This window comes from Parasedimentitalea nitratireducens (genome assembly GCF_057444295.1).
In genome coordinates this window covers 58,922-85,161 of record NZ_JBYAXC010000008.1, presented here as the reverse complement: position 1 = coordinate 85,161, position 26,240 = coordinate 58,922, and the positions used below count along the sequence as shown (strand labels likewise).

At 54.8% G+C, this 26,240-nt stretch carries 23 protein-coding genes; 12 read left to right on the top strand and 11 right to left on the bottom strand.

Annotated elements, in window-relative coordinates; all coding sequences use genetic code 11:
• Window positions 1-52: 52 nt before the first annotated feature.
• Window positions 53-2,551, top strand: coding sequence for a GcvT family protein (locus AC2T28_RS19225; protein ID WP_486750267.1), 2,499 nt, complete (start codon window positions 53-55; stop codon window positions 2,549-2,551).
• Between the two features lie 192 nt (window positions 2,552-2,743).
• A complete protein-coding gene (locus AC2T28_RS19220) occupies window positions 2,744-3,676 on the top strand; it encodes a GGDEF domain-containing protein (protein WP_486750266.1) in 933 nt (310 codons plus the stop codon).
• A gap of 99 nt (window positions 3,677-3,775) precedes the next feature.
• Here AC2T28_RS19220 and AC2T28_RS19215 read toward each other — a convergent pair whose 3' ends face one another.
• Together AC2T28_RS19215 and AC2T28_RS19210 are read right to left on the bottom strand one after the other, a co-directional pair.
• On the bottom strand, window positions 3,776-4,438 hold the full coding sequence (locus AC2T28_RS19215) for a Hint domain-containing protein (protein ID WP_486750265.1): 663 nt from the start codon (window positions 4,436-4,438) through the stop codon (window positions 3,776-3,778).
• Window positions 4,392-4,877, bottom strand: coding sequence for a hypothetical protein (locus AC2T28_RS19210; protein ID WP_486750264.1), 486 nt, complete (start codon window positions 4,875-4,877; stop codon window positions 4,392-4,394). The genes AC2T28_RS19215 and AC2T28_RS19210 overlap by 47 nt, the downstream gene beginning before the upstream one ends.
• 265 nt (window positions 4,878-5,142) lie before the next feature.
• Here AC2T28_RS19210 and AC2T28_RS19205 point away from each other — a divergent pair, with 265 nt between their 5' ends.
• The 4 genes from AC2T28_RS19205 (at window position 5,143) to AC2T28_RS19190 (ending at window position 9,067) form a co-directional block, all read left to right on the top strand.
• Window positions 5,143-5,835, top strand: coding sequence for a phosphatidylserine decarboxylase (locus tag AC2T28_RS19205; protein WP_486750263.1), 693 nt, complete (start codon window positions 5,143-5,145; stop codon window positions 5,833-5,835).
• Between the two features lie 3 nt (window positions 5,836-5,838).
• Window positions 5,839-6,585: a CDP-diacylglycerol--serine O-phosphatidyltransferase gene (gene pssA / locus AC2T28_RS19200; RefSeq protein WP_486750262.1), complete on the top strand. Its 747-nt coding sequence runs from the start codon at window positions 5,839-5,841 to the stop codon at window positions 6,583-6,585.
• A 4-nt stretch (window positions 6,586-6,589) separates the two neighbouring features.
• Window positions 6,590-7,216, top strand: coding sequence for a class I SAM-dependent methyltransferase (locus AC2T28_RS19195; RefSeq protein WP_486750261.1), 627 nt, complete (start codon window positions 6,590-6,592; stop codon window positions 7,214-7,216).
• Between the two features lie 168 nt (window positions 7,217-7,384).
• Window positions 7,385-9,067, top strand: a complete 1,683-nt coding sequence (locus tag AC2T28_RS19190; protein WP_486750260.1) for an alkaline phosphatase family protein — start codon at window positions 7,385-7,387, stop codon at window positions 9,065-9,067.
• A 24-nt stretch (window positions 9,068-9,091) separates the two neighbouring features.
• Here AC2T28_RS19190 and AC2T28_RS19185 read toward each other — a convergent pair whose 3' ends face one another.
• Complete coding sequence (locus AC2T28_RS19185; RefSeq protein WP_486750259.1) at window positions 9,092-9,430, bottom strand: carboxymuconolactone decarboxylase family protein; 339 nt, start codon at window positions 9,428-9,430, stop codon at window positions 9,092-9,094.
• 178 nt (window positions 9,431-9,608) lie between these two features.
• Here AC2T28_RS19185 and AC2T28_RS19180 point away from each other — a divergent pair, with 178 nt between their 5' ends.
• On the top strand, window positions 9,609-10,202 hold the full coding sequence (locus AC2T28_RS19180) for a hypothetical protein (RefSeq protein WP_486750258.1): 594 nt from the start codon (window positions 9,609-9,611) through the stop codon (window positions 10,200-10,202).
• Window positions 10,203-10,219: 17 nt separating this feature from the next.
• On the opposite strand, the gene AC2T28_RS19175 is transcribed toward AC2T28_RS19180, so the two are convergent.
• Together AC2T28_RS19175 and AC2T28_RS19170 are read right to left on the bottom strand one after the other, a co-directional pair.
• The gene (locus AC2T28_RS19175) at window positions 10,220-10,876 is read right to left on the bottom strand and encodes a DUF938 domain-containing protein (protein ID WP_486750257.1); all 657 of its coding nucleotides are present in this window, start codon (window positions 10,874-10,876) and stop codon (window positions 10,220-10,222) included.
• Window positions 10,876-11,952, bottom strand: coding sequence for an NAD(P)/FAD-dependent oxidoreductase (locus tag AC2T28_RS19170; RefSeq protein ID WP_486750256.1), 1,077 nt, complete (start codon window positions 11,950-11,952; stop codon window positions 10,876-10,878). The genes AC2T28_RS19175 and AC2T28_RS19170 overlap by 1 nt, the downstream gene beginning before the upstream one ends.
• A 198-nt stretch (window positions 11,953-12,150) precedes the next feature.
• Between AC2T28_RS19170 and AC2T28_RS19165 the strand changes: the two genes are divergently transcribed.
• From AC2T28_RS19165 to AC2T28_RS19150, 4 genes are all read left to right on the top strand, one after another.
• On the top strand, window positions 12,151-12,621 hold the full coding sequence (locus tag AC2T28_RS19165) for a hypothetical protein (RefSeq protein WP_486750255.1): 471 nt from the start codon (window positions 12,151-12,153) through the stop codon (window positions 12,619-12,621).
• A complete protein-coding gene (locus AC2T28_RS19160; RefSeq protein ID WP_486750254.1) occupies window positions 12,614-13,849 on the top strand; it encodes an HlyD family secretion protein in 1,236 nt (411 codons plus the stop codon). Before AC2T28_RS19165 ends, AC2T28_RS19160 begins: the two co-directional genes overlap by 8 nt.
• Before the next feature lie 68 nt (window positions 13,850-13,917).
• The gene (locus AC2T28_RS19155) at window positions 13,918-14,529 is read left to right on the top strand and encodes a CDP-alcohol phosphatidyltransferase family protein (protein WP_486750253.1); all 612 of its coding nucleotides are present in this window, start codon (window positions 13,918-13,920) and stop codon (window positions 14,527-14,529) included.
• A 124-nt stretch (window positions 14,530-14,653) separates the two neighbouring features.
• The gene (locus AC2T28_RS19150) at window positions 14,654-15,439 is read left to right on the top strand and encodes an alpha/beta hydrolase (protein ID WP_486750252.1); all 786 of its coding nucleotides are present in this window, start codon (window positions 14,654-14,656) and stop codon (window positions 15,437-15,439) included.
• A gap of 63 nt (window positions 15,440-15,502) precedes the next feature.
• Here the strand turns inward: AC2T28_RS19150 and AC2T28_RS19145 are convergent, their stop codons facing one another.
• From AC2T28_RS19145 to AC2T28_RS19135, 3 genes are all read right to left on the bottom strand, one after another.
• Complete coding sequence (locus AC2T28_RS19145; RefSeq protein WP_486750251.1) at window positions 15,503-17,632, bottom strand: hybrid sensor histidine kinase/response regulator; 2,130 nt, start codon at window positions 17,630-17,632, stop codon at window positions 15,503-15,505.
• 465 nt (window positions 17,633-18,097) lie between these two features.
• Window positions 18,098-19,495, bottom strand: coding sequence for an MATE family efflux transporter (locus tag AC2T28_RS19140; RefSeq protein WP_486750250.1), 1,398 nt, complete (start codon window positions 19,493-19,495; stop codon window positions 18,098-18,100).
• Window positions 19,496-19,718: 223 nt separating this feature from the next.
• Complete coding sequence (locus tag AC2T28_RS19135; protein ID WP_486750249.1) at window positions 19,719-20,072, bottom strand: hypothetical protein; 354 nt, start codon at window positions 20,070-20,072, stop codon at window positions 19,719-19,721.
• Here AC2T28_RS19135 and AC2T28_RS19130 point away from each other — a divergent pair.
• A complete protein-coding gene (locus AC2T28_RS19130) occupies window positions 20,071-22,635 on the top strand; it encodes a CHASE3 domain-containing protein (protein ID WP_486750248.1) in 2,565 nt (854 codons plus the stop codon). The genes AC2T28_RS19135 and AC2T28_RS19130 overlap by 2 nt on opposite strands.
• Before the next feature lie 133 nt (window positions 22,636-22,768).
• On the opposite strand, the gene AC2T28_RS19125 is transcribed toward AC2T28_RS19130, so the two are convergent.
• The 3 genes from AC2T28_RS19125 to AC2T28_RS19115 form a co-directional block, all read right to left on the bottom strand.
• The gene (locus AC2T28_RS19125) at window positions 22,769-23,842 is read right to left on the bottom strand and encodes a BMP family ABC transporter substrate-binding protein (RefSeq protein WP_486750247.1); all 1,074 of its coding nucleotides are present in this window, start codon (window positions 23,840-23,842) and stop codon (window positions 22,769-22,771) included.
• A gap of 95 nt (window positions 23,843-23,937) precedes the next feature.
• Window positions 23,938-24,858: an ABC transporter permease gene (locus AC2T28_RS19120; RefSeq protein ID WP_486750246.1), complete on the bottom strand. Its 921-nt coding sequence runs from the start codon at window positions 24,856-24,858 to the stop codon at window positions 23,938-23,940.
• Window positions 24,859-25,153: 295 nt separating this feature from the next.
• Window positions 25,154-26,236, bottom strand: a complete 1,083-nt coding sequence (locus AC2T28_RS19115; RefSeq protein WP_486750245.1) for an ABC transporter permease — start codon at window positions 26,234-26,236, stop codon at window positions 25,154-25,156.
• Window positions 26,237-26,240: the final 4 nt, after the last annotated feature.

Here is a 26,240-nt window from a genome sequence, read left to right as displayed (position 1 = left end):
GCTTGGGCATAACACTGTGCAAGCGAGTCATATTTGTCGGAGAGCGGGCCTCATGAAAACCCAAGTCAAAGCATTGGTCGTCGGCGGTGGTGCCGTTGGGACCTCGATTGCCTATCATCTGGCCAAGGCAGGCTGGGATGATGTGATGCTGATCGAGCGGGATGAGCTGACCTCGGGCTCGACCTGGCACGCTGCTGGCTTGCTGCCGCTGTTCAACATGTCTTATGCCACCACCCACATTCACAAATACTCGGTGGATTTCTATAAATCGCTCGAGGAAGAAACCGGCCTGAATGCCGGATTTGCAGTGGTTGGCAACCTGCGCATGGCTCAGACCGAAGAGCGTATGGATGAATTCAAGCTCTACGCCTCGACCGCTGAAACCTGTGGCGTGGATTACGAATGGCTGACCGCAGACCAGATCAAAGAACGCTGGCCGTTGATCCGCACCGATGATCTGAAGGGCGCAATTTATCACACCGAGGACGGCTATATTAACCCGGCTGACGTGACCATGGCGATGGCCAAGGGCGCGCGTCAGCGCGGTGTGGACATTCAGCGCAAGATTCAGGCTGATGCCTTCCACTGGACCGGCACTCACTGGGAAGTCACCTGCACCAAGATGGTGGAAAAGGGCGGCAACCTGGTGCCTAGCGACGAACAGTTCGTGATCACCGCCGAACATGTTGTGACCGCATCGGGCAACCACGCGCAGCGCACCGCCAAGATGCTGGGCATCAAAATGCCGGCTGTTCCGGTTGAACACACTTTCATTGTCATGGATCAGGACCCCGAGCTGGTCAAATGGCGCGAAGCAGGCAACCCCGAGCACCCGGTGGTGCGTGATGCCGACTCTGAATCCTATGCCCGCGAAGAACGCGGTGGCTGGATCCTGGGGATCTATGAACACGGCGCACCAGCGCGGTTTGAACACGGCGTGCCTGACAGTTTCCGCGCCGACCTGTTCCCGCTCGATCTGGACCGGATTGCCGAACAGTACATGGCGATGACCGAACGTGTGCCGTCCTGTGCTGAATCCGGCCTGAAAGACGATTTCAACGGCCCGATTTGTTACACCCCTGACGGCAACCCGCTGGTTGGTCCGGCACCGGGCCTGCGCAACATGTGGTTGGCCGAGGGCTTCTCGTTTGGCATCACCGCCGCTGGCGGTACCGGTTATTATCTGGCGCAGATGATGGTTGATGGCGAAGCCGAGATCGACATGGCCTCGCTGGATCCGAAACGCTATTCCTCCAACTGGATGACCACCGAGTTTGCAGCCCGCAAGAACGAAGAATGCTACGAGCACGTCTACATCCTGCACCACCCGGACGAGGAGCGCCCCGCAGCACGAGGCCTGCGTACCTCGCCAGCCTATGACCGCCAGAAAGAGCGCGGTGCGCAATTTGGCTGGGTCAACGGCTGGGAACGTCCGAACTATTACGCACCTGCTGGTTTCAACGACGCTGAGTCCCGCAGCTTCCGTCGCGGAGGCTGGTGGAAACATGTGGTCGAAGAGGCCAAAGCAATCCGCCAAGGCGTTGGTCTGGTCGACGCAACCGCCTTTACCAAGCATGTGGTCAAGGGCCCCGGTGCGACCCAGTTCCTGGACTGGTTCACTTGTAACAAGTTGCCCAAGGTAGGTCGCATCAACCTGACCTATGCGCTGACTTCGGCTGGCACCACCCGCACGGAATACACCATCGTGCGCAACGGCGAGAACAACTACTACCTCGTCTCGGCTGGTGCCTGGACCGAGTACGACGCCGATTTCCTGCGTAAGGCTGCCGAAGACAAAATGGAAGAATTCGGCTATATCGAGATCCAGGATGTCACCACCCAGTGGGGCGTCTTTGCCATCGCCGGCCCCAAGTCGCGTGACGTGCTGAAAGAGATCATCGTGGACGCTGATCCCGACACCGCGCTGTCCAACAAACGCTTCCCTTGGCTATCTGCTCGTCAGATCGAACTGGGCATGTGCCCAGTGAATGCGATCCGTGTGGCTTATACCGGTGAATTGGGCTGGGAGCTGCACCACCCGATCGAGATGCAGAACTACCTGTTCGATCTACTTGAAAAAGCCGGTGAAAAGCATGGCATGAAACTAGTCGGCGCTCGTGCCCAGAACTGGCTGCGTCAGGAGAAGAGCTATCGTGCCTTTGGCACTGAGCTGGGCCGCGATGCCACCCCAGCCGAGGCCGACCTGCCGCGCTTTATCGACCTGGAGAAAGACTTCCACGGTAAAGAGGCCATGCTGGAAACTGGCGTTCGGGTGAAATGCTGCACCCTGCTGATTGATGGGCCAGAGGATGCCGACCCATGGGGCCGCGAAGTGCTGTACACACCCGAAGGTGAGCGGGTAGGGCGTTTGACCTCGGGCGGCTATTCGGTGGCTTTCGAGAAGTCGATTGGCATGGGCTATGTCAAACCCGAACTCGCGGTGCCGGGCACCAAGCTGAAGGTCAAGATCATGGACCAGCTATGGGATGCCGAGGTGACGGTAGACAGCCCTTATGATCCGAAAAACGAAACTATTCGTGTGACTGGTTGATCCGCGTCGGCTCTAGGCCGAAGTGAATGAAAAAACAGATGCGCCTCCGGGGGAATTCCCGGGGGCGTTTCCCATTAATAGCGTCCTATTTTTCGTGTTGTTGCGTGTAAATTCGAGTGTGTATCTGTGAAAGTATGAGTTCAGTTGGCTGTTGAAAAACTGCAGGAGATTGGCGCTCCTTATACGTCGCCTATGTGGAATATTTCATCCAGGATCGAACGGTTCATTGCTCTGTGTTGCATTGCGTTGTTGTTCCTTCTTGCAATCAAAAACCTAGTTGTTGGGTATTATGTACTGGCCGTTTTTATTGGCACCCTGATGGCAACGCTGTGGGTTGACGTGTTGTCTTCCATACGTGGTGATCCGTTGCCAATTCCGGTGTCAGCCATTTTGGCTGTGTTGGCCGCGACCATATTGGCGACAATCTGGTACTGTGGTCCACAGGGCGCCTTGTGGGCCTTTCCTGCGATTGTGGGAGGTAGCTTGGTCGAAGAACGCAGAGCTGGTGTTTTCTTTTCCGTGCCCCTGATTTTCACAGTCTCCTTGTTGGTGATGTGGCAGGGCGAAATGACCTTGGCGATCCGGCTCTTTCTATCGCTCTCGCTGACTGCGGCGTACATGTGGTTTTCAGTCACTAAAACCAGGGCGTTGCAAAAGAAGTTGCTGGCTGCCAGCACCCGAGATCCGCTGACTGGAAGTTACAACCGTCGCTATCTTAACTGGGTTGCCGGGCAAACCAACGGCAAGCGGGCGTCGGTGTTGTTGGTCGACATTGATCACTTCAAGGAGGTGAACGACAGTCTTGGGCATGCCAGAGGGGATCTGGTTCTGAAGCAAGTGGCGCACCTGATGGGTAACGTGCTGGGGAACAGGGGGACATTGTTTCGTGTCGGAGGCGAAGAGTTTCTGATCCTGCTCGAGTCTCGCAGTGATGGCCTGATCCTGGCAGAAATTATTCGCAATCGGGTCAGCGAAACTGAGATACTGCCGGACCGAGTAATTACGGTCAGCATCGGAGTGGTTCAGAAGACACACAGAGAAACTTTGAAGGACGCTCAGCGGCGAGCAGATGAGCAACTATATCTTGCAAAACAACAGGGGCGGAACAGGGTTTCTGTGGGCTGAAACGGGTCGGCCAATTTCATTTAATCAGCAGAGAATGTACGAACCGGGCGACTCGCAAAGCGTGACGCAAACCTGAAATCACAATCTGGATCAGCTGGCTCAGGTCGCAATCAAGCCTTGCAACACAGTCGCCTCAAAAGACTTGGCAACGCTATAGCCAGGCATCAATGGCGTACATTTGGGGAGGAAAACACTTGGATAAATGGCTTCAATTTCCATGCGGGTTGGGTGATCTACGGGCCAATTCTCCACGCCCTGTGGGTCCAGACTTTCAACCGGGCAGCCTTCGGCAAAAATCACTTCCTGCGCGTCAAGCATAACGTGAAAATACTCGACCATGCGCAAACGGCCACAGCGGCGTATGGTCTGATCATTCTCCAGATGTTTCACCGCGACCAATACATCTTGGACACCAAACAACAGTTCGGCGCGCCATCCCGAAATCAGCACTTTGTGCTGCGGTGATAACACCAGATCGTAGGCGTTCCCCAATGCACCTTTTCGCACCCGGTAGGGCATCAGATCGCCTTGGGCCCGCACGTGACTGGATCCAACCCAGCGAATGGGCAGTGCGCCATTGTCGCGCGTCACTAACAGATCGCCGATCTTGAGCTCTTCAATAAGCCGGGGGCCGGTTGGGGTCAGAACTCTTGTCCCTTTGGCAAAACACGGGACCGGCGGTGCCAGCGATTCACCAGTGTAGAAATTGGCATTCTCAGTTCCAACAACATCGCCACCTGAATCGGTAAATGTCCTGCTCACGCGTGATCGACGTCACGCCGCCATCTTCAAAGGTGGCGTTCAGCGCAAAGGCCATCTGGCCGCTGAGACCGGCAAAGGGACCAGACGCCGGACCATCCACGTCGTCGTTGAGAACAAAAAACTTATCGCCCTGTTCAACCGCCTGTCCCGGGTCGCTGTCGGTGGCGCCGGATTCCTTGACCTTAGAGCCGTCGCCGACCTCAAACTCATAGGTCACCCCATCACGGGTGACCCGGATGCTGGTAAAAACCACCTCGTCGAAATCGAACTCCCCATCCGGGCGTATGCCGCTGTCGTCGATGTCGATTTCAATGATGTCTGTGGGCAGGAAAGGCTGTTCGGACACTGTTAGTTCGGTGGTCACGTCTCCATCGGGCGAGGACACATCGGAAATGAATGCGACGTGATCCCCTTGGAAATACAGCGTGGTGACAGGCATAACAAACCTCTACGCGACAAAACTAAAGCTGTGTCTACTCGCTCAACTTTAAGATAAAGTTTCATGGCCATGTGGCAACTTCAAGGAGCCCAGGTGGCACAGCGCTGGCGAAAATACGCTTCCCCAATAGGTCTGACACAGGTATCGAGCGGGGGAACAAGCCGCCGAAAGGGCGGTAAGAATGAAAACCGGATTAAATCGTATTGTACCTTTCGCGTGAATGGGGCAAAAAACGACCATCCTTTACCAAAAGGCGACATGCACCATGCGGATGCGCGATACTTTTCTGAAACCGATGCACCCCGAGGGGCGCAAGTTTGTGGCCATTTTTGCGGCAATCACATTTGTATTGTTCCTGCTGGCCGAGTTCCTGGGCTGGATTGGCGTTGGTTTGACCGTTTGGTGCTACTATTTTTTCCGCGATCCAAAACGGGCTACTCCGGCGCGTGAAGGGCTGTTGGTCAGCCCGGCCGATGGCATTGTGTCGCTGATCGAAAAGGCGGTGCCCCCGGCTGAGCTGGGCATGGAAGACAAGGCGCTAACCCGTGTTTCGGTGTTCATGAGCGTCTTTAACTGCCACGTGAACCGCACCCCGATTGCGGGCAAGGTTGCCGCCATTGCCTATCGCCCCGGCAAGTTCCTCAATGCCTCGCTGGATAAGGCCAGCGCAGATAACGAGCGCAACAGCCTGTGCATCGAGATGTCTGATGGTCGTCAGATTGCGGTGGTGCAGATCGCTGGTTTGGTGGCCCGTCGCATTGTTTGTTTTGTCAGCAAGGGTCAGCTGATGCAGACCGGTGAGCGTTTTGGTTTGATCCGCTTTGGCTCGCGTCTGGATGTTTACCTCCCCGAAGGTGTCGAGCCGATGGTGAGCCTGGGGCAGACCATGGTGGCGGGTGAAACAGTGATTGCGGATTTCACATCTGACGAAGGTGCCCGCGTCGCGCGGACTGCTTGATCGATGACCGAGAGTTCCCAAAGCCCCAAATCCAAACTGCCCATCGTGCACCTGTTGCCGAACCTGCTGACCATTGCCGCCATCTGTGCGGGGCTGTCAGCCATCAAATTTGGCTTTCAACACAATTTTGAGCTGGCGGTTTATCTGATCTTGTTGGCCTGCGTGCTGGATGGCTTTGATGGACGCATTGCGAGGCTGCTGCAGGCGCAGTCGCAGATCGGGGCCGAGCTGGATTCGCTGGCGGATTTTCTCAACTTCGGGGTGGCTCCAGCACTGATCCTCTATGTTTGGGGACTTGAAGATCTGAGCCGCATTGGCTGGATCGCAGTGTTGATCTATGCGGTCTGCTGTGTGATGCGGCTGGCGCGGTTTAATGTGTCCAGCAAGTCAGGCGAGGACGAGGCCGACAGCAATTACTTTGTTGGCGTGCCTGCACCAGCCGGGGCGTTTTTGGTTATGTTGCCGATGTTTGTATCGTTCCTGTTCCCCGACATGCCGCGGGTCCCACCGATGGTTGTTGCTATATTTACGGTTGTAGTGGGGTTGTTGATGATCAGCCACATCCCCACTTACTCCTTCAAGAACCTTGCGATCATGCGGGATCAAGCGAAGTTTTTCGTGCTGGGAGTCGTTTTGCTGGCCGGGGCGCTGCTAACGTATCTTTGGGCCACATTGGTGCTGTTAAACGTAATTTACATAGCTGGTATTCTTTGGGCGTTGCGGGCGTCCAGAAAGTCAAAACAAGGGTAGATCCATGGACATCAACGCTGTGAAAACCTCATACGCGAGGTGGGCACCAGTTTACGACAAGACATTTGGCGCAGTCACCAACGTTGGCCGCCGTCGTTCGGTTGCCTATGTCAATAAGCGCAGCGCTGGTAAGGTCCTTGAGGTTGGTGTTGGAACCGGGCTGGCCCTGCCACATTATGATCCAAGGTTAAACGTCACAGGCATCGACTTCAGCACGGACATGCTTGAAAAAGCGCGTTCCAAGGTGCGGGAAAAAGATCTGGAGCACGTGGAGTGCTTGCGGCAGATGGATGCCCGTAATCTGGATTTTCCGGATAACCATTTTGACACAATTACGGCTATGCACATCGTGTCTGTTGTGCCTGAGCCAGAGAAGGTCGTGTCAGAGATGGCCCGGGTTTGCAAACCTGGTGGTCATATCGTGATCACCAACCATTTTGCCCGCGACAAAGGTATCTTGTCTGCTGTTGAAAAACTGTCGGCCCCGTTTTCCAATATCTTGGGCTGGCACTCAGATTTTGAGGTGGGCACCATCCTGAAAGAGCCGAGCCTGTCCGTGGTCGAACGGCAAACGCTGCCGCCGATGGGGATGATGACATTCCTGGTGCTGGAGAAATCAAAGGCGGCCTAGCCAACTCGCATACCAAGAAGAACGGCACCAAGAAAATTCGATTTTTCTTGACCAGATTTTTCGAAAAATCTGTTTCGCGGTGAGTTTAGCCACAGCAAAGCGGCCACTTGCTCGGCGCAAGGCACCTGTCTAGTCTCAGGCCATTGTTTGAGACTAGTGGAGCTGATTATGGCGCGTTTATCTATTGTACTTGGGCTGACCACCGCCTGTTTGATTGCCGGGCCGAGCCTCGCCCAAGAACGACCCAAGCTGATCTTGCAAATTACGGTTGACCAACTCCGGGGTGATTTGATCGATCGCTATGGTTTGGGCAGGGGGGACGGTGGCTTTGCCCGGTTGCGCCAAGGCGGCGTGGTGTTTGCGGACGCACATCACAGCCATGCCAATACTGAGACAATCGTAGGCCACACAACGCTTTCCACCGGGGCCACGCCATCAGTGCATGGGATGGTGGCCAACCTATGGTTTGACCGCACCGCAGGCACGCAGTTCTATAATGTTCAAGATGCTGACTATCCACTTGTTAGCGCTGCGGGTGTTGATGCCTCGGCCGAGATTGACCCAACCCAACGTGCCGCCACAACCGATGGCCGTTCACCCCGTAATATCCTCAGCTCGACCATTGCGGATGAGATTGCCCTCCATTTCGGCCCCGCGTCTAAGATTTTCGGAGTTTCAGTTAAAGACCGAGGTGCCATTGCCATGGCCGGCCACGCTGGGCAGGCCTATTGGTTTTCCAAAGCCGAGGCGCGGTTTGTGACCAGTACCTTTTACCGCAGTGACTATCCTGACTGGGTGGGCCAGTGGCAGGACAAAGGCGTGGTCGCCTCTTATTCCGGAGAGGCTTGGACGCTGTTGGGAGATGTCGACAAGTACCAATTTGGAACGCGGGATGATCAACCCTGGGAAACTGATTTTCCTGGTTTTGGCCGGGTGTTTCCGCACAATTGGGGCACCGCCGACGACAAGTATTTCACCACCCGTCTAACCCTGAGCCCCGCCGGGGACGAAATAACCGTCGACTTTGCCAAGTCGCTGATGTCTGCCGAAGGGCTGGGGCAGGACGACGTGCCCGACTATCTATCAGTTAGCCTGTCGTCCACTGACTATGTTGGCCATATCTTTGGCCCCTCCAGTCTCGAAGCGGAAGACAACCTGCATCAACTGGACCGTACTTTGGCAGATCTGTTGGACTACGTTGACCAAGAAGTGGGGCTGAATAACGTGCTGGTGGTGCTGTCTGCGGATCATGGTGCACCTGAACATCCCGGTTACCTGAAAACCCTTGGCATAGAAGCCAGCACCTTTAACTTTGCGGACCGCGATCTTGAACCCGGTTTTGAGCGGCTCAAACGGCAGTTTGGTACGGGGCGGGGGCTAATCCGTAATTTCTCGAACCCCTATGTCTATCTGGATCACGAGGTCATAGAGGGCACCGGGTTGGATCTGGCCGAGGTTGAGTCAGCGGTGGCCGAGGAGTTAGAGAAACTGCCCGGGATTGCCCTTGCTGTGTCCAGCTCTGCACTGCGCAGTGGGGCAATTGCACCGGGACCACTGACCGATCAGGTTCTGGCCAATTTCCACAAGGACCGATCCGGCGACATCTATATCGTGTTCCAGCCCCATTGGTTTGTCGCCGATTTTGATGGGCTAGAGGTCGCTTCGGCACATGGCTCGCCCTGGTCTTATGACACCCATGTGCCGCTGATATTTATGGGGCCGGGGATCAAACGCAGCCGGGTTATGCGCCGGGTCCATACAGTGGACGCCGCCCCAACCATTGCCGCCTATCTGGGCACCAAGCCCCCCAGCGGTGCCACAGGGCTGCCGCTGGTCGAGGTGTTTGAGTAGCTCAAGTTGCGGGCAGCCGGTGTGCTACCGGCTCGTCAACTCGTCATAGCAGGTCATGGCCTTGGCGGCGTACATCATCGCCGGGCCACCGCCCATTTGAATCGCCATGGCCAGCACATCGGAGACCTCGTCGCGGGTGGCCTGGGTGCGGACCAGCGCTTCGACATGTAAGCCGATACAATCCTCGCAGCGGCCTGCCACCGCAATGCCAAGCGCGACGAATTCTTTGGTTTTGAACTCCAGCACGCCGCCTTCTTTGACCGCCTTGCCCAAGCCACCAAAGGCCTGTGCCACCTCGGGGATCGCCCCATTTAGATTGCGCAGCCCGGCGCGGGTGTCTTTCAGCTTATCCTGCCAGCTCATTGTGGTTCCTTCGATAAATGCATTCCAGTTATCGAATGTGTATTTGCACAGAGCTTCACGGACTTTGATTTAAGTCAGTCGCCGCAAGAATTCGTTGCTGGCTACAAGCCGCTACTCTCTTTTAGGTTGACGTTTGCTAGTCGAACTTGCAGCTTGCGCCAAATTTGAAGGGATGCCTATGTCCGATAGAAAAATTGTTATTCGTCAAAAAACTTTGCTGCTGGTCTGCTCGGCTCTGGCTGCGCTTTGGTACGTTAGTTTTTTCTGGAGCGGTCGACCGGTGAAGTTGATTGGGGCGCCAAGCGCCGCCTATATCGGGATTGCACATGATCCAATTAACGGTCAGCTTCACCAAAGAACGGCGTTTTATGAGCGGGTGGCAACAGAATCCGATGTAGCAGTGGTTATGGTTCTAAACTGGGACCAACTTGACGAGATCGAAGGGCTGCGAGAGCTGTGTGGAGAGCCATGCGCCGATGACAGCGAGCAAGTTTTAGTACGCATGAACAGTTTCAGAAATCTGTTCTCTTATCAAAAGTGGGTCTTCTTGAGCGTTGGTGAGTTAGTCGAACACAACTATCCGGAGGAAGAATATATTAATTTCAGCCAAGATTTTTCAGACTGTCTCTTAGACGGTTTGGCAAAAGAAATTCAGCAGGTGAAATACTTGAGCGTTTCAGACGGTTGCTTTGCTGAAATGTTGAAAGAAAACGGTGACAAGAAAACCACCATGCAGTCAACGAGCAGCTGGGGCTATTTCATCGGTTTTTGATGCTTTCTCGCTGCTAGCTACTTGTTCCGCCTCTCTGCCACCAGAGCTAGATTATTCGCAGGCATTTCCATCGTTTCAATCAGACGAAGCCCGGATTGTTCAAACCAATCCAAGACCTGCGAGATGTCCTTGTAGCCGACTTCTGGATCATGCTGAGTCAGGCTTGCGTGAAAAGCGGCGTCACCTTGGCTGGTCAGCGCTCCATCGCGCATAAAGGGGCCATAGATGACCAATTGACCGCCAGGCGAAAGTGCGGTTGCGGCTTCGGCAATCAGGGTCATGGCCTCGGCGGTGCTGATAAGGTGCAACAGATTGCTGAGCGCGATCAGATCAAGACCGGTTTGCTGCGCGCCCCAACCAGATGCAGTGGCATCCAGTTCTGCTGCCGGGTGGACATTGTTCAGGCCCGCCTCAGCCACGTAGGCATCAATGCTGTTGCGCCGGACCGGCTCCACTTCGGTTGGCTGCCAGATCAGGCCGGGCAGGCGGGTGGCATATTCTACGATATGCTGGCCCGTCCCACTGGCGATCTCCAGCGCCTGTCCCTGAGCGGGGGCAACACGTTCCAAAAGTTCAGAAAGGGCGGCAACATTGCGCGCAGCGGACGGGGCAAACAGCTTGCCACCTTGGGGCTGAGCAACCGAGGCCGTGCCGGGAACGGAGCGTACAGGCATTAGCGCAACCTTTCAGGAGAGAGCTGGGCGACGATCTCCGCCTCAAGCTCGGGTTTGCGCCCCGCCACCAGATCCGCAACCAAGCGGGCAGCAGCGGGGGCGGTTTGGAAGCCATAGCCGCCTTGCGCGGCACACCAGATAAAGGATGTCTGATCAGGATCCCGCCCCAGCACCAAAGCCTTGTCGGGGGAGAAGCTGCGCAGTCCTGCCCAGTTTCTTTCGACGCGAGTGACGGGTTCTGTGACCATTTCCTCGTAGCGGGCCAGGCCCTCGGCCAGGACCATGTCTTCGGCATAGGCATCATGGGGTGTCATCAACTCGGCATCCGCTGGCGAGACAATTAGCTTGCCTGCATCTGGTTTGGCGTACCAGCATTCACCGGCACCAATCAGCATGGGCCAACTGCTGACATCGTGACCGCCGGGCGCGGGCAGGCGGGCCATGGAACGGCGCAGAGGTTGAATGCCAATGGGCGCAACTCCGGCCATCTCGGCAATCTGATCCACCCAGGCGCCAGCGGCGTTGACCAGTTGTTTGGCGTCATAGGATGTGCCGCCTGCAATCACTTGCCAGCCCGAGGCGGTCTGGGTGATTTCGGAAACCGTGGCACGGGTGATCACCTGCCCACCATTTGCGCGCACCACCTTGGCATAGTCCTGGATCAACCGATCGGTGTCGATGTCCTGAGCCGTGTCGTGAAACGCCGCGCGGGTGGTTGTTTCGGGGTTCAGGATTGGCACCCGTGTGATCGCCTCGTCCAGACTGATCTCGCCCAAATCCAGTGCTTTGATATCACTTTCAAACACCTTGCCCTGATCGGCGTTTGCCACCATCAGCAAGCCACGTGGAGTGAGATATCCGCCATTGGCGTTGTGATGGTGGTCGGCGCTTGCCCGGCTCAGCGCGACGGTTGAGGCACTGCCATAATCCTGCTCAAACAGCGCGGCTGAGCGCCCCGAGGCGTGGTAGCCCAAGGCCTCTTCCATTTCCAGCACAGTTACCGTGGCAAGCTCCGAGAGCTGCGCCGCAGCGCTGATGCCGGCGATGCCACCGCCGATGATGATAAAGTCAGTCATTCAATGGTCCTGTGGTTCAATCGGATGGTCGCTCATGCCGCGAGCAAGGTGTTATGGGCGAGCATGGCATGGCCAATCCAAGTGCGAAAGCAGAAAGACAATCGCCTGAGTCGAGAAATTACAACTTGGTTTTCAACTGGTTCCAATGCCATGGTGGGGCGAGCATTAGTTAATAATTTCAATTTTGGAGTATGAGCCGTGTCAACACCCAGTGCGAACACCCATGCCATGGCAACCGGGCATGTCCCCGGTTATCTGCCGGGAGCCGATGGCAGCGATCCGTTATTTACTGGGATGGTGGTATTCACCATCTTGCTGGTGCTCCTGATTGGGGCCTTCTATTTCAAGCTGCACGCAATTCCCGAACATATGGCGCATGAAGACAATCACACGCAGATGCAGGTGATTGGCATTCTGGCGCTTTTGGCACTGTTTACCCATAACAACATATTCTGGGTGATCGCCCTGCTGGTTGCTGCGTTCCGCATGCCCGATTTTTTGACACCGTTACAGTCGATTGCCAACTCGTTGGACTCGCTGAACCGGAGCGAGCAAGAAGCTATCAAGCTGGAAAGCGCAAAACTTGCCGCGGATCTGGCGCCGAGTCCGTTGCTTGAGCCCACACCGGAGCAGGCACAGGAACAGACCCGGGGTGAGACCAATGCTTGAGCTTTTATTCTGTTCCATGTTGACCGTATTGCCCGACTTCCTGTTCCGCCGCTATGTGCAAGGCAAACGGATTGGCGAAGAGATCAACCTGTTTTCGGTTTGGTATGAACTGCGCTGGGGGATCACCGCCTGTGCAATCCTGACCATCTCGCTGATCACCACGATTTTCTACTACCATCCCGCCACGACCAATGTTGGCTCCTTTTTCCGCACCGTGACCATCCTACCGGAGACCAGTGGCCGCGTTGTTGAAGTCGCCGTAGACAACAATGAATTGGTCGAAGAAGGCCAGATCATTTTCCGCCTTGATGACGCCAGCCAGGCTGCCGCAGTTGGCACCGCCGAAGCCAGGGTCAACGAAACCGTTGCTTCACTCGCTGTTGCGTCCACTGATCTGGCCGCCGCTGATGCGGGTATCGCCCAGGTCCAGGCCGCTTTACAGCAGGCCAAGGATGATCTGGACCGAAATCTTGAACTGAAGGAACGCGGTTCCAGCGCTGTGCGTCAGACCGAGATCGACCGACTGGAGAATCTCGTCAACAAGCGTGAGGCAGAACTGGATGCCGCCGAAGCAAGTAAAGCGTCTGTTCAGGAGAACATCTCGGTTCTGATCCCAGCCCAGATGGCCAGTGCCGAGGCCGCGTTGAAACAGGCCGAGGCTGAACTGGCAAAAACTGTGGTCAAGGCAAGTGTTCCAGGGCGAGTCGAACAATTTGAGCTGCAGGAAGGGGATTATATCAATCCTATCCTGCGGCCTGCCGGTATTCTGGTGCCAACCGAGTTTGTTGAACGGGAACGTTTTGCTGCCGGGTTTGGCCAACTGACAGCCAATGTGATCAAGCCGGGCATGTATGCAGAGATGGGCTGCTTGTCGAAGCCTTTCACAATCATCCCGATGGTTGTGGTTGGCGTTCAGGATGTCATTTCTGCCGGTCAGATGCGGCCGTCGGATTCTTTGCGCGATGTGCAAGACACCGCCCGGCCGGGGACGATAACCGTGTTTATGGAACCGCTCTACGAGGGGCAGGCTGACGATATTCCTCCGGGCAGCAAATGTCTGGCCAATGCCTATACCAACAACCACGATATTCTGGACAACCCTGAGCTTGAGACGGGCGAGTGGCTGTTCCTACATATGGTTGACACGGTGGGCATTGTTCACGCGCTGCTGCTGCGTATTCAGATGCTCATGCTACCGGTGCAGACCCTGGTGTTCTCGGGTCACTGACGCAGACGTGCCCGCTGCGTGCAAAAAAGTGTCTGGTGGCCTGACCTTGATTTGGGCTACCAGACACCATGTTTGACGCGCAGATCCGCCCCCTTATTGACCCTGTCCTGAATGTTCAGGGACGCGCTTTGGCCCGTGTGGGCATAAGTGCCAATCAGGTGACGCTGGCCGGGCTGTGTCTTGGTCTGTTCTCAGCCGTGCTGATTGCCAAGGGGCTGACATTCTGGGCATTGCTTCCGATGCTTCTGTCGCGATTGGCCGATGGTCTGGACGGTGCGGTTGCCCGCGCCACTGCGCCCAGCGATTTTGGTGGCTATCTGGATATCACCTGCGATTTCCTGTTCTACGGCGCGGTTCCGTTAGCCTTTGTCCTGCTGGACCCGGTGACTAATGGGGCGGCAGGCGCGTTCCTGTTGACTTCGTTCTATGTGAATGGGGCCAGCTTTTTGGGCTATGCGGTGCTGGCCGAAAAACGCAAAATGATCAGCACGGCGCGCGGTGTGAAAACTCTGTATTTCACGGGTGGGCTGCTGGAAGGTGCGGAAACAATCCTGTTCTTCACGATCCTGTTGCTCTGGCCTGCGTCCTTCTCGGTACTCGCTTGGATCTTTGGGGGCCTATGTTTTGTCACTGCAGCGTCGCGGGTCCTGTTGGCCTGGCAGGTTTTTAGGTCCGAGTGACCCCAGGTCCAAGGTCATCACGGCCTGTTTATGAGCACCACATAAAAAAGCCGCAGGACAATGGCTTGCGGTTTGGTGAAAATTTTAGCAAGGCTGTAGGCACCAACCATCTAAGGAATGCACCATGCGCCCAGTCACCCGGGAGCCATCCGCGCCAATCTACTATTTTTGCCACGGTGTACCGGGCAGTCCGGCTGATGCGGAACTGGTTGTTGATGGATTGCCAAGTGGGGCCAAGCTGCTGACTCCCAATTTGTTCGAAGGCACCAAGAGCTGGAATGATCTGGGCAAAACCGTGACCGCCCAGTTTGACGAGATGGTGCCGGATAATGATGCGCCCGTGTACCTGATCGGGTTTTCTATTGGAGCGATGGTGGCCTGCCATATCGCCGCAAACCGCCCCGAAAGGGTCAAACGGCTGAGCCTGATCTCACCTGCGGCTCCGCTGCAGATGGGAGAGTTCTTGCCGCATATGGCCGGGGCACCGGTGTTTAAAATGGCGAGTAAACTGCCGCTGGTCTTTGCCGGGGCAACCATGCTGCAGGGGCTTATCTTTTGGATGTTCCCTGATTTCCTGATCAAGTCCCTGTTTGCCAAATGCGGCTGGCAGGAAAAGGAACTGCTCAAAGATGCTGCGTTTCGGCAGGCGCTGAAACAGTCGCTGGACAACAGCTATCGCCGCTACCCCTGGGACTATCGCCGGATCGTTAAGGCCTATGTGCGCGACTGGTCCGAGGTGCTGGAGCAAATCAAATGCCCGGTGGATCTGTGGCACGGCACCAAGGACAGCTGGGCACCGTTGGAAATGTCACTGGCCCTGGCCGACACGATCCCGGGTGACTGTGAACTGCACAAGATCAAGGATGGCGAGCACTATTCGACCTTGGCCAAGTATTGTGTGGATGGGTAGTGGCGGGCCTGCTGGATCATAGATCGGCGCCATAGCAGCCGTGAGACTTGGCCAACGGGCAGATCAGACCTGCTGAAATCTGGTTAGCTTGCGTCGGAGTTCGTTCAATTCAACTGGCTTACGTAGTGTCCCATCCATGCCTGCTTGCCGACATGCCTCTGCATTAACCTCCATTACATTTGCTGTGATGGCGATAATGGGGGTTCGAGGCAATTTTGTTTGCGCCTCTTCGGTTCGTATTGCTTCGGTCATTTCAAAGCCATCCATAATCGGCATTTGGCAATCTGTGATGATCAAATCATAATCTTTTGCCTTCCAGTGATCGAACCCTTCCTGGCCATTGGAGACGATGTCAAAGGAAATACCAAGCAGCTCTAATTGCTTGGACAACACGGCCTGATTAATTTCGTTGTCCTCGACTGCAAGGACCCGCATGTTCAGATCAAGTGTATTAGTCCCAGTGTGTTCATTGGGCTTTGACTGTTCAGAACGTTCTCCGTTGTATGTATCCGGCCGGGTCATCACGTCGATGCCCTTAACGAATTCTGAGACCATAATTGGCCGGACCTGAATCCGGTATGTATCATCCGAAACGTGGCCATAGCGAGCTGCACGCGACGCAGACAGAATGAGAAACCGAGCGCTTGGTAGTTCTGTGCGCAGGGCTTCGTGGGTACTTTGAGAGGCGTCCAGATCATTGGGTCGCAGCAAAAACAATGGCCGTTCCTGCTGATGGCCTATTGCGAGTGCGTCAGCAAATGACCGAGCAAGTGTCGCTTCTACTTTGCACGCCTGGAAAAAGTCCCGTAAAAAGCTCTGGGAAGTGTCGCGCTCATTTTGGAAGTAGATAATTTTGCGATCTGCGATATCAGGGTAGCTTGGTGGTCCTTCTGCCCTGATCAGAGGTAAGACAACAATAAACTCTGATCCTTCGCCTTCGGTGCTTTCGGCGGTGATTGTTCCCCCCATTAGTGTGACAAGATTGCGGGTGATTTCCAAACCCAAACCGGTTCCCACAACCTGCATTCTCGTCTGCTTTTTTCCCTGCACAAAGGGATCAAAAATAGCGTCAAGCGTCTCGGCATTCATACCGATACCGTTGTCGCGGACAGAAAACTGCAAATCTCCATCACCATTTAGACCAACCAGAAACCAGATGACGCCGTGGCGATTGGTCAGCTTTGACGAGGAGTATTTCACTGCGTTGCTGAGCATATTCAGCAATATCTGCCGCAAACGGCCAGAGTCTCCGACGATCCAATGGGGGAGGTTGGTGTCAAAATAATGCATAATTTGTACATTGTTGTCATCGGCCATCACCCGCAGTGTTTGCGATGCGCCTTCGACAATAGGAACGAGCTCCATCCTGGATTGGGCAACATCCATTTTGCCGGCTTCGATCTTGCTGGCGTCCAGAATGTCGTCAATTATGCGCAAGAGTGAGAGAGCAGAATTTCGAATGGTGCCGACAAGCGGGCGCTGACTTTCTCGTAGCCCCTCTACTTCCAGCGCCTCAAGCATGCCGATCATACCGTTCATTGGCGTTCGGATCTCGTGGCTCATATTGGCAAGGAATTGCTTCTTTGCTTTGGCGGCTTGGTCGGCTTTGCGCAGTGTTTCTGGCAGCCCCTCGGTTAGTTTGCGATTGAGGTACACAAAGTAAGACAACTGCGCCATGAGCAGCGCGATTATGGTTATCCGAATACCAAAATCGCTTTGTTCCGGCACGACGTTTGGCAGTATGGGGCGGTTGGGATGCCATCCCAACAAATCAAAGCTCAGCGATACAGTTGCACAGAGAACCACCACGACCGACATAATGATTTGTGTTCTGCGCTCTTTAAGCGATGAAAACAGCATATAGGGCAGTGCCAGAAGCGCCAATGAGGTCAGCTCGACATCAACATAGATGCCGAGGAAATAAGACCGCTGCATGGTGAACACGACGAGCATGATTAACCAGAGTAAACGGCCGAGGTAGTGGAAACTGGTGAACATCATACCGAGTAAGCAAAACGCCGGGATTGCTGTCAGCGTTACATGCTTGAGGCTGATCCAGTCACCTTGGTAAAGGAAGTAGATGGTCCAAGGGACGACCAAGACAATATTGCAAAGTGCCATGAAACGACCAAAGTTGATGCTCCGTTTCAACTCGGCTTCCTGGATATTTTGTTCGTCTACATACGTTTGCATTGCTTGACACTCTGTCGACCAACTGCTGGTCCGAACAGCCGAAGGCGCACGAGCTCAACTTATTGGTGCGGCACCCGGATTTCTTGCAGTTCAACAAGGCACTATGGCTCACCTATTACATAGGCTTGTTTGAAAATTGTGTCGCAAAAGGCGCCGTTTTTTCAACTGGGCGTTCAAGCATATGCTTTGCATGACGGGTGCCATCGTCGAACTTTTTGGACAATTACCGTTGTGTGGGGATTGTTTCGCACACCCAGCTTTTAAACAAAAAGAACCCGCCAGCGTGCTGTCAACTGCAGTCTTACCTAGGGCTTGCCGTACCACCCATAACGGGGCCATCCCAAGTGAGCGTGGGCTGCACGAGATCAAGGAAGGAAAGCACTCTTCGACACTGGCTAAATACTGTGTGAAAGGGTGGCTTTGGCAGGGTTATCAGGCCTCAGTTACGAGGCCTGACGGGGTTAGTTATGACAGCGCCGTGGATTTTCGCGGTAACCGGACCAGCACAGTGATGGTCAGGATCAGAACCATACACTCGGCTATGACTCCGGCGTACCAGATGCCAGGCTCTCCCAGTAGGTAGGGGAGCGCGAGGATCAAAGGTATCGAAAAGCAATAGGTCCGGGAAAGCCCCAGAACTGCGGCCCGAGCGGCGTCTCCGATGGCCTGAAAATAGGTGGCAATCATCATCAACGGGCCAAACAAAACCGTGGTGAGGGTTGCGATTGGCAGAATGCGCGCCAGTTCACGTTGGATCTGTGCGTCATCAACAAACACGCCCCCTAGCCACGGGGCTGCTGTTAGGTACATCAGCTGCACCACGACGCAGTAACCAAACGCAATTGTAATCACCAACTTATTCGTGGACCGAACCCGGTCCTGTCGATTGGCACCAAAGTTGTTTCCGACGATTGACTGATAGGCAAAGCTGAGGCCCAGCAACGGCAGAAACGTGAATGTCAGCAAACGGGTCAGGATACCAAAGGCGCCACTGATCGGTTCAAACTGATCGCCGGCCCAAACCTGCAGGCTGTACAGGGTGATGCCTGCCGACAAAGACAGACCGATGTATCCCAAGCTAGAGGGTGCACCGAGGGCAAGCAGTTCAGGCCAGTAGCGATGCACCAGTTTTGTTATCGACCAGCGTTGGCCGGTGCCGGTCCGGGCGCGGAATATCAAGATCGCGGCCAGGCCACAGATCTGCGACAGCACCGTACCATAGGCCGATCCGTTCACTCCCCAGTGAAACTTCACCACAAACAACCAATCAAACAGGATGTTCAACAGCGCCGCAAGCAAGGTGACTGCAGCCATCGCTGGCAGCAAGCCTTCGGCGCGCAGGGCATCAATGTTGATTGCCAGCACAAAGGCCAGCGGCGAGCAGAAGATCAAAATTGCCATATAGCCCCAGCCCAGATCGGCAAGGGTCTGTGATCCATTTGCGATCCATAGGGCAAGTTGCGATCCAAATGCTGAAAACCCGATAACCAGAACCGCACAGACCAGCAGCGCCAGTTGCAGCGCGCTGCCAAAAATTACCTGTGCTTCGGTGTGTTCGCCTGCGCCGATGCGGCGCGCATAGATTGATGAAAACCCGTTGGACACAAGGGTCGAAAGCGCCACCAGCATCACATAAAGCGGAAACATCAGCGTGACCGAGACAACGGCATCTTTGCCGACATAAATCCCCAGGAAATAGGCATCAACCACGGTAAACAGCCCGTTCACCACCATGACCAACACGATAGGCAGCGCGGTTTTCAGGAATAGTGGCAGGATCGGCCCGGACAGATAGATATTATCAACCTGCGGACCGTCGTGATCTGGCCCCGCAGCGGGTGCGGGGGGTAATTTTTCAGACATCTAAAACCTCGTTCAGTGTTCAGGTGCGGATTTCAGGCTGGTGCTCGCATTTCAACAGACCGCAAGAAACGGAAGTTGGTTTTGTTTGTGTGATTGAGGCTTCACCAAGGGACAGACCCGCGAGCGGCAGGGGCTCAGTCCCTGTGCGCGTTTGATGCGGGATTGGCAGCAGGCTGTCAAGCGATTGGCTGCTATGCCCGACTGGCGGATCAAGTGAAGATAATCACTTTGTCCGTGACGGGTGGTTCATGAGGAACCCTTTGACATCCGGTGGGAGTATAACGTCAACGGTACCCATTAAAGCGATCAACAACAGATTGAATGCAGCGATCATTAGGGGAAGTGTAAAAAATCCAATAAATGTAAAAGGACATTGGGTTCCAAAATTGACGTAAGCATTATGCAATCCGACTATCATTTTGAAATGGTGATCAAAAATCCGGTTTATGGTGCGGGTGACGCGCGCGATGCGTTCCTTGGCTGTAAATGGAATAGTTAATGTTTGGGTACATTGTTTGTCGTCGAAGCCTAAAAAGGAATCTGCATCAATGATTGACGGAAAATACCCTTTGGGCATGAAGAAACTAATTTCATTTTCAAATTTTAACACCAAGACCAAAGTTATGATGGTGGCTGCGGCCCCTCTATTCCTTACGATTGGGATTGGCATTGTTGCCAGTCTGAACCTGAACCGAATGTCAGAAACTGCCCGCTGGGTGCATCACAGTCAGGCGGCAATGGCACAGGCCCAAATAATTATTGCGGCAGCGGTGGATATGCAAACCGGCATGCGCGGTTACCTTTTGGCAGGCAAAGAAACCTTTCTGGAACCGTACGAGCAGGGTTTAAATGAGGCCTACGCAGCCATGGCCCAGCTGAGAGATCAAGTCAGCGATGATCCGAACCAAGTGGCAAGGCTACTTGAGGCAGAGCAGGTGTTGAAGCAATGGCAAACAGAGGTCGCTGAACAGCAAATTTTGCTGCGGCGTGAAATCGATACTGCCGCAACAATGAACACAATGGCAAGAATGGTCAGGAAGGGCGAAGGCAAGGTGTATTTTGATACCTTTCGCCTGCAGGTCGGGGTTTTCATCGCCGCAGAGGAGGTGCTTCTGCAAAAGAGAATCAAAGTGCTTTCACGCCAAAGCGCTCAGGGGTTAACCAATGCCGAGATTGCCGACAAGGTGGCTAAGTTGGCTGAACAAAGCCACCACGTGATAGAGATGGCACTGGGCGCCCTAGCGGCGGCCGTTGACATGGAGACTGGTATGCGCGGGTTTCTTCTCGCGGGCGATCCGGAATTTCTTGAACCTTTTGAAGCAGGGCAGGTGGTTTTTCATCGGCTTGTGAATGAACTGTATTTGGCCGTTCAAAAAAATCGAACGCAGGCCGTCCGAGTTAAAGAAATTCTACGTCTCAATACCGAGTGGCGTAGCAACATCGTTGAACCCGCGCTGGACCTGCGTCGCGCGATTGGCACTGCTAAGACCATGGATGATATGGCAATCCATGTCGGCGAGGCCCGCGGGAAAATGTTTTTTGATCAGTTCCGTGAGATCATGGCCGCCTTTACGACCGTGGAAGCCAGACTGATGGAAATACGGAGCTCTCAGAACGAGCGTACTGCCCAGACCACTAAAGCGGCACTTTCGATTTCAGTTATGATAGCTTTGATCCTTGGTACCAGCTTGGCATGGTTCATCGGGTCTCGCATTGCCAATTCAATCAGGTCCGTTACCCGATCCATGGGGCACCTTGCAAAAGGTGAAACCTCGAACCCTATCACAGGACAAGAGCGTCGCGATGAAATTGGCGCGATGGTAAGGGCTCTGGGCGTTTTTCGTGAGGCGATGATACGCGAAAGAGAGCTGGAGCAGGAAGTAAAGGAACGCACGGTTGCTGCCGAGGCCGGTAACAAGGCCAAGTCCGAATTTCTTGCGGTTATGAGCCATGAAATCCGCACTCCAATGAACGGCGTGTTGGGAATGACGTCGCTGTTAAAGGAGACTGAATTGGACGAGGAGCAAGAGCTGTTTGTTCAGACTATTTCAGATTCTGGTCAGTCTCTGTTGGTGATTATCAATGATATCTTGGACTTTTCTAAGCTTGAGGCCGGAAAAGTTGAGCTGGATGAAGGGGCCTTTGATCTCGAGCGTTTGGTACAAAGTGTTCTAAATTTGCTATCACAGCGGGCATCAAACAAGAATGTAAAGTTGGTGATGGATTATGATGCCGAACTTCCCAGGCATCTGATTGGAGATGAAGGGCGCATCAGGCAAATCATTACCAATTTGGTTGGAAACGCCGAGAAATTCACCTCAGATGGCAGCGTCACAGTGCAAGTCACTGGTACAACGGAACAAGGGATCGCAGCGTTAGAAATCGCGGTACGGGATACCGGGATCGGCATTCCGGAAGACAAGCTGCGCCACATCTTTGACAGGTTTGCACAAGTGAATGAAGGTGACGGTCGAAACTTTGGTGGGACCGGACTAGGGTTGGCAATTGCGTCTGACCTGTCGCGCTTGATGGGCGGAGATATTCAGGTGCAATCCGAAGTGAACAAGGGGTCAGCCTTCACCTTCAGATGCGGATTCAAAATTGCGCAAAACATAGAGCTCTTTTCGCAGAATGAGGATTGTGAAGCACCGGCGGTAATCAAGCACGACCTGGCTATGGCTGAAGATAAAGCGAAGTCGGTGCCTCGAAAGATTTTGATTGCAGATGATAACCGTACCAACAGGCTTGTACTTCAAAAGATGCTGAAGCTCCCCGATACAGAAATTATCATTGCTGAGGATGGCAGCGATGCTGTGCGGCAATTTGTGGCCCATCATCCAGACCTTATTTTTATGGATATTTCGATGCCAAAATTAACCGGTATAGAGGCGACCAAGGAGATCCGGTTTTATGAGGCGGAACATGGGTTGCCGGGCTGTCCGATTATCGCATTAACCGCAAACGCTATGGCCGGAGACCGGGAGAAGTTTATTGATAATGGAATGGACGATTATCTGAGCAAACCCGTTAGAAAAGGGGACTTGCTGGACGTGATTTCGCTTTGGTCAGCAAGGGAAGGCAATGGCGGACAATCCGTTCCTTTGTGGCGAAGTGAACTACCAAGGGTCATCGCTCAATAGCATGCCAGAGGTTGGGACCAGCAGAAGCGATTGCCAACCAATGTTTGCAGCGCGCAGAGTATTTTGCCCATTTGTTTAAATAGAAAAGGCCCGCCAAAATGACGGGCCTTTGTGTATTTCACAAGCGATCCGCTTACTGCGGGATGTCGCCTTCTATGCCTTCGACAAAGAAGTTCATGCCAGCCAGTGTGCCGTCATCAGCAACTTCACCCTCGGCCAACCAGGCAGAACCGTCCTGCTTGTTAATCGGGCCGGTAAAGGCGTGGTAGGAGCCATCAGCCAGCGAGGCTTTCAGAGTCAGAGCAGCTTCTTTGACGTCAGCCGGAACCGCGTCAGAGATTTCGCCGATGCCAACCATGCCAGCGCCGATGCCGTCCCATGTCATCACGGTTTCCCATGAGCCGTCCATTACAGCCTGTGTACGGGCAACATAGTAGGGGCCCCAGTCATCGATGATTGAGGACACGCGTGGCAGTGGACCGTATTCGGCCATGTCGGAGGCCTGACCAAAGGTGATCACGTTGCCAGCCTTCTGCGCCGCAGCCTGTGGAGCGGTGGAGTCGGTGTGCTGCAGGATCACGTCAGCGCCCTGTTCGATCAGAACCTTGGCGGCATCTGCTTCTTTGGCTGGGTCGAACCAGGTAAAGGCCCAAACGATTTTGAACTCTACATCAGGGTTGACCTTTTTGGCGTGGATATAGGCGGAGTTGATGCCACGGACCACTTCGGGGATCGGGAACGAGCCGATGTAGCCAACAATGTTGCTTTTAGTCATGTTGCCCGCGATGGTGCCCTGAACGGCGCGACCTTCGTAGAAACGAGCCGAATAGGTCGACACGTTTGGTGCGGTTTTATAACCGGTAGCGTGCTCAAACCGAACGTTCGGGAACTTTTTCGCAACGTTGATGGTTGGATCCATATAGCCAAACGAGGTGGTAAAGATCAGGTCTGCACCTTCCAGTGCCATCTGAGTCATCACACGCTCGGCGTCGGGGCCTTCTGCTACGTTTTCAACGTAGAAGGTTTCAACCTTGTCGCCAAATTCCGCAACAACAGCCTTGCGGCCCTGATCGTGCTCATAGGTCCAGCCGCCGTCACCCACGGGGCCAACGTAAACAAAACCGATTTTGGTTTTGTCTTCGGCAATTGCGCCAGTTGCCAGGCCTAAAGCCATCGCAGCGCTTGTCAGAAGTTTGGTTAGTTTCATCAAAAGTCTCCCAGGTTGGTTTTTAGTTGGCCCCAAGTGGTGGGGCAGTTTGGAACACCCCCCGAACAGGTCGGAGGGTGGGAATTTCGGGCCTCTTATCGCGAGGCGTGGAAGTTGCGGCCCAGCGAGGCGGGCGCACTGCTCTTGTCGGCCGAAAGGATGACAAGCACAATGATTGTAATCACATAGGGCGACATTGCCAGATACTCGACCGGGATGGCAACGCCTGCAGCCTGCAGATTCAGCTGCACAACTGTAACACCGCCAAAAAGATAGGCACCTAGTAGTGCGCGCCATGGTTTCCAGCTGGCAAACACCACCAAGGCCAGGGCAATCCAGCCCACACCGGCAGTCATGCCTTCGGTCCACTGTGGTACCCGGATCAGGCTGATATAGGCACCACCCAAACCAGCACAGGCACCGCCAAACAGGATGGCCATGGTACGGATGCGGATCACTTTGTATCCCAGCGCATGGGCGGCTTCGTGATTTTCACCCACAGCCCGCAGCACCAGTCCGACCCGGCTGTATTTCAGCAGAGCCCAGACCGCAGCGGTCAGTGCAATACCAAGGTACAGGATCGGGTCATGGCTGAACAGAATGGGGCCAATCACCGGCAGGTCGCTGATCACCGGAATATCCAGGGTGCCCATCTGTGGCGGGCGAATACCCACATAGCTTTGCCCCATCAGGGCTGACAGGCCTAGACCAAACAGCGTAAGCGCCAGGCCGCTGGCCACTTGGTTGGCCTGTGCAAACTGAGTCAGAATGACAAACAGCAGGGAAAACACGGCGCCTGCCACGGCCGAGGCGAGGAACCCAAGCCAAGGTGAGCCGCTCTCCACGGAAATGGCGAAGCCGCTGATCGCTCCGACAATCATCATGCCTTCGACACCAAGGTTCAGCACCCCGGACTTTTCCACCACCAGTTCGCCAATTGCGGCCAGCAGGATAGGGGTTGCTGCCACCATAAGCGAGGCGATCAGCAGGACGGGATTAATTGCAGAAAGGTCCATTACACGGCTCCCAAGAATTTTATACCGAATAGCGAGCCGGTGATTACCCCAGTCCAGGTCCCGGCCAGAGCAGCCCTTTCGCCAAGTCGTTCACCTGAGCGAGAGAAGATTGCGGCGAACAGGAAACCGGCAAAGGGGGCTCCACATACCACGAGTAGGAAAGCGAAACCTCCCCAGCTAGATCCGGCGGTGCCTAGAAAAGCCGGAAGAAACGCGAGGGGAGTTAGTGAAAGAACAGCTAGGGCTACAAAGCTGATAGCAGCGGCTTTCGCGAAACGTTGAGAGATGGCCTTCATCACGCCACCTCCGATTTGCGCAAAGTCACGCGGTAATTGGTCAATAGGTCCAGCGCCAGCAGGAAGAACAAGAGCATGCCCTGGAACACCTGGATCGCCGCCGAAGGCAGGCCCAGATTAGATTGCGCAATATCGCCGCCGATATAGGTCAGCGCCATCAGGCCACCGGCCAGAAGGATGCCAACAGGATGCAGGCGGCCCAGAAAGGCTACGATGATAGCAGTGAAACCGTAGCCGACGTTAAAGTCGATGCTGATTTGCCCTGCAGGTCCAGCAACTTCGAACAAGCCAGCCAATCCGGCCAGTGCGCCCGACATGCCCAAACACAGTAGGATCAGGCGCGAAGGGTTCACGCCAGCAAAGCGGGCGGCGCGGGGTGCTTCACCGGTCAGGCGGATGTGAAAGCCCAGCATATGACGGTTCAGAAGGATATAGGCAAAGATCACCGCGATCAGCGCTGCGACCACGCCCCAGTGCATACCGGATCCTTCGATCAGGTCGGCGTTAAAGGCGCTGGGGTAGCTTTGTAGGTTGCGGCTGCCCGGAAAGCCAAAGCCTTCGGGGTTTTTCAGCAGACCAAGCGAGACCGAGGCCAGCAGCTGTTCGGCGACATAGACCAGCATCAGGGATACCAGAATTTCATTGGTGCCAAACCGCACTTTCAGAATGGCCGGGATCATTGCCCAGATCCAGCCGCCCAGTGCGCCACCGATTACCATCAGCGGGAAAATGTACCAGGCTTCCATCGGGTAGAAGGCCAGGCCAATACCAGCGCCGACAATGGCGCCCATGATGTATTGCCCCTCGGCGCCGATGTTCCAGATGCCAGCCTTGAAGCCAAGGCTTAGGCCAATGGCGATCAACACCAGTGGTGCGCCTTTGACCAGCAATTGCGGGCGATAGTAAAATGAAAACTCGCCAAACAGCGGCTCCCAGAAAATTGTCGCGATGGCCTCTACAGGGTTCTTGCCAAGTGTCGCAAACAGCAATCCACCAAACACCATCGTGGCAAGCACCGCCACCAGCGGCGTCGCCAGTGACCAGGCGCGCGATGGCTGCGGCCTTTTCTCAAGCACGATCATATCG

What these genes read in the sequence shown, in the direction of transcription:
- AC2T28_RS19160 (WP_486750254.1), top strand. Translation starts at nt 12,614, where the DNA reads ATGCTTGAGCTTTTATTCTGTTCCATGTTGACCGTATTGCCCGACTTC.
- AC2T28_RS19220 (WP_486750266.1), top strand. Translation starts at nt 2,744, where the DNA reads ATGTGGAATATTTCATCCAGGATCGAACGGTTCATTGCTCTGTGTTGC.
- AC2T28_RS19175 (WP_486750257.1), bottom strand. Translation starts at nt 10,876, where the DNA reads ATGCCTGTACGCTCCGTTCCCGGCACGGCCTCGGTTGCTCAGCCCCAA.
- AC2T28_RS19120 (WP_486750246.1), bottom strand. Translation starts at nt 24,858, where the DNA reads ATGGACCTTTCTGCAATTAATCCCGTCCTGCTGATCGCCTCGCTTATG.
- AC2T28_RS19155 (WP_486750253.1), top strand. Translation starts at nt 13,918, where the DNA reads ATGTTTGACGCGCAGATCCGCCCCCTTATTGACCCTGTCCTGAATGTT.
- AC2T28_RS19130 (WP_486750248.1), top strand. Translation starts at nt 20,071, where the DNA reads ATGAAGAAACTAATTTCATTTTCAAATTTTAACACCAAGACCAAAGTT.
- AC2T28_RS19180 (WP_486750258.1), top strand. Translation starts at nt 9,609, where the DNA reads ATGTCCGATAGAAAAATTGTTATTCGTCAAAAAACTTTGCTGCTGGTC.
- AC2T28_RS19170 (WP_486750256.1), bottom strand. Translation starts at nt 11,952, where the DNA reads ATGACTGACTTTATCATCATCGGCGGTGGCATCGCCGGCATCAGCGCT.
- AC2T28_RS19185 (WP_486750259.1), bottom strand. Translation starts at nt 9,430, where the DNA reads ATGAGCTGGCAGGATAAGCTGAAAGACACCCGCGCCGGGCTGCGCAAT.
- pssA (WP_486750262.1), top strand. Translation starts at nt 5,839, where the DNA reads ATGACCGAGAGTTCCCAAAGCCCCAAATCCAAACTGCCCATCGTGCAC.
- AC2T28_RS19150 (WP_486750252.1), top strand. Translation starts at nt 14,654, where the DNA reads ATGCGCCCAGTCACCCGGGAGCCATCCGCGCCAATCTACTATTTTTGC.
- AC2T28_RS19115 (WP_486750245.1), bottom strand. Translation starts at nt 26,236, where the DNA reads ATGATCGTGCTTGAGAAAAGGCCGCAGCCATCGCGCGCCTGGTCACTG.
- AC2T28_RS19145 (WP_486750251.1), bottom strand. Translation starts at nt 17,632, where the DNA reads ATGCAAACGTATGTAGACGAACAAAATATCCAGGAAGCCGAGTTGAAA.
- AC2T28_RS19190 (WP_486750260.1), top strand. Translation starts at nt 7,385, where the DNA reads ATGGCGCGTTTATCTATTGTACTTGGGCTGACCACCGCCTGTTTGATT.
- AC2T28_RS19205 (WP_486750263.1), top strand. Translation starts at nt 5,143, where the DNA reads ATGCGGATGCGCGATACTTTTCTGAAACCGATGCACCCCGAGGGGCGC.
- AC2T28_RS19135 (WP_486750249.1), bottom strand. Translation starts at nt 20,072, where the DNA reads ATGCCCAAAGGGTATTTTCCGTCAATCATTGATGCAGATTCCTTTTTA.
- AC2T28_RS19195 (WP_486750261.1), top strand. Translation starts at nt 6,590, where the DNA reads ATGGACATCAACGCTGTGAAAACCTCATACGCGAGGTGGGCACCAGTT.
- AC2T28_RS19140 (WP_486750250.1), bottom strand. Translation starts at nt 19,495, where the DNA reads ATGTCTGAAAAATTACCCCCCGCACCCGCTGCGGGGCCAGATCACGAC.
- AC2T28_RS19225 (WP_486750267.1), top strand. Translation starts at nt 53, where the DNA reads ATGAAAACCCAAGTCAAAGCATTGGTCGTCGGCGGTGGTGCCGTTGGG.
- AC2T28_RS19210 (WP_486750264.1), bottom strand. Translation starts at nt 4,877, where the DNA reads ATGCCTGTCACCACGCTGTATTTCCAAGGGGATCACGTCGCATTCATT.
- AC2T28_RS19125 (WP_486750247.1), bottom strand. Translation starts at nt 23,842, where the DNA reads ATGAAACTAACCAAACTTCTGACAAGCGCTGCGATGGCTTTAGGCCTG.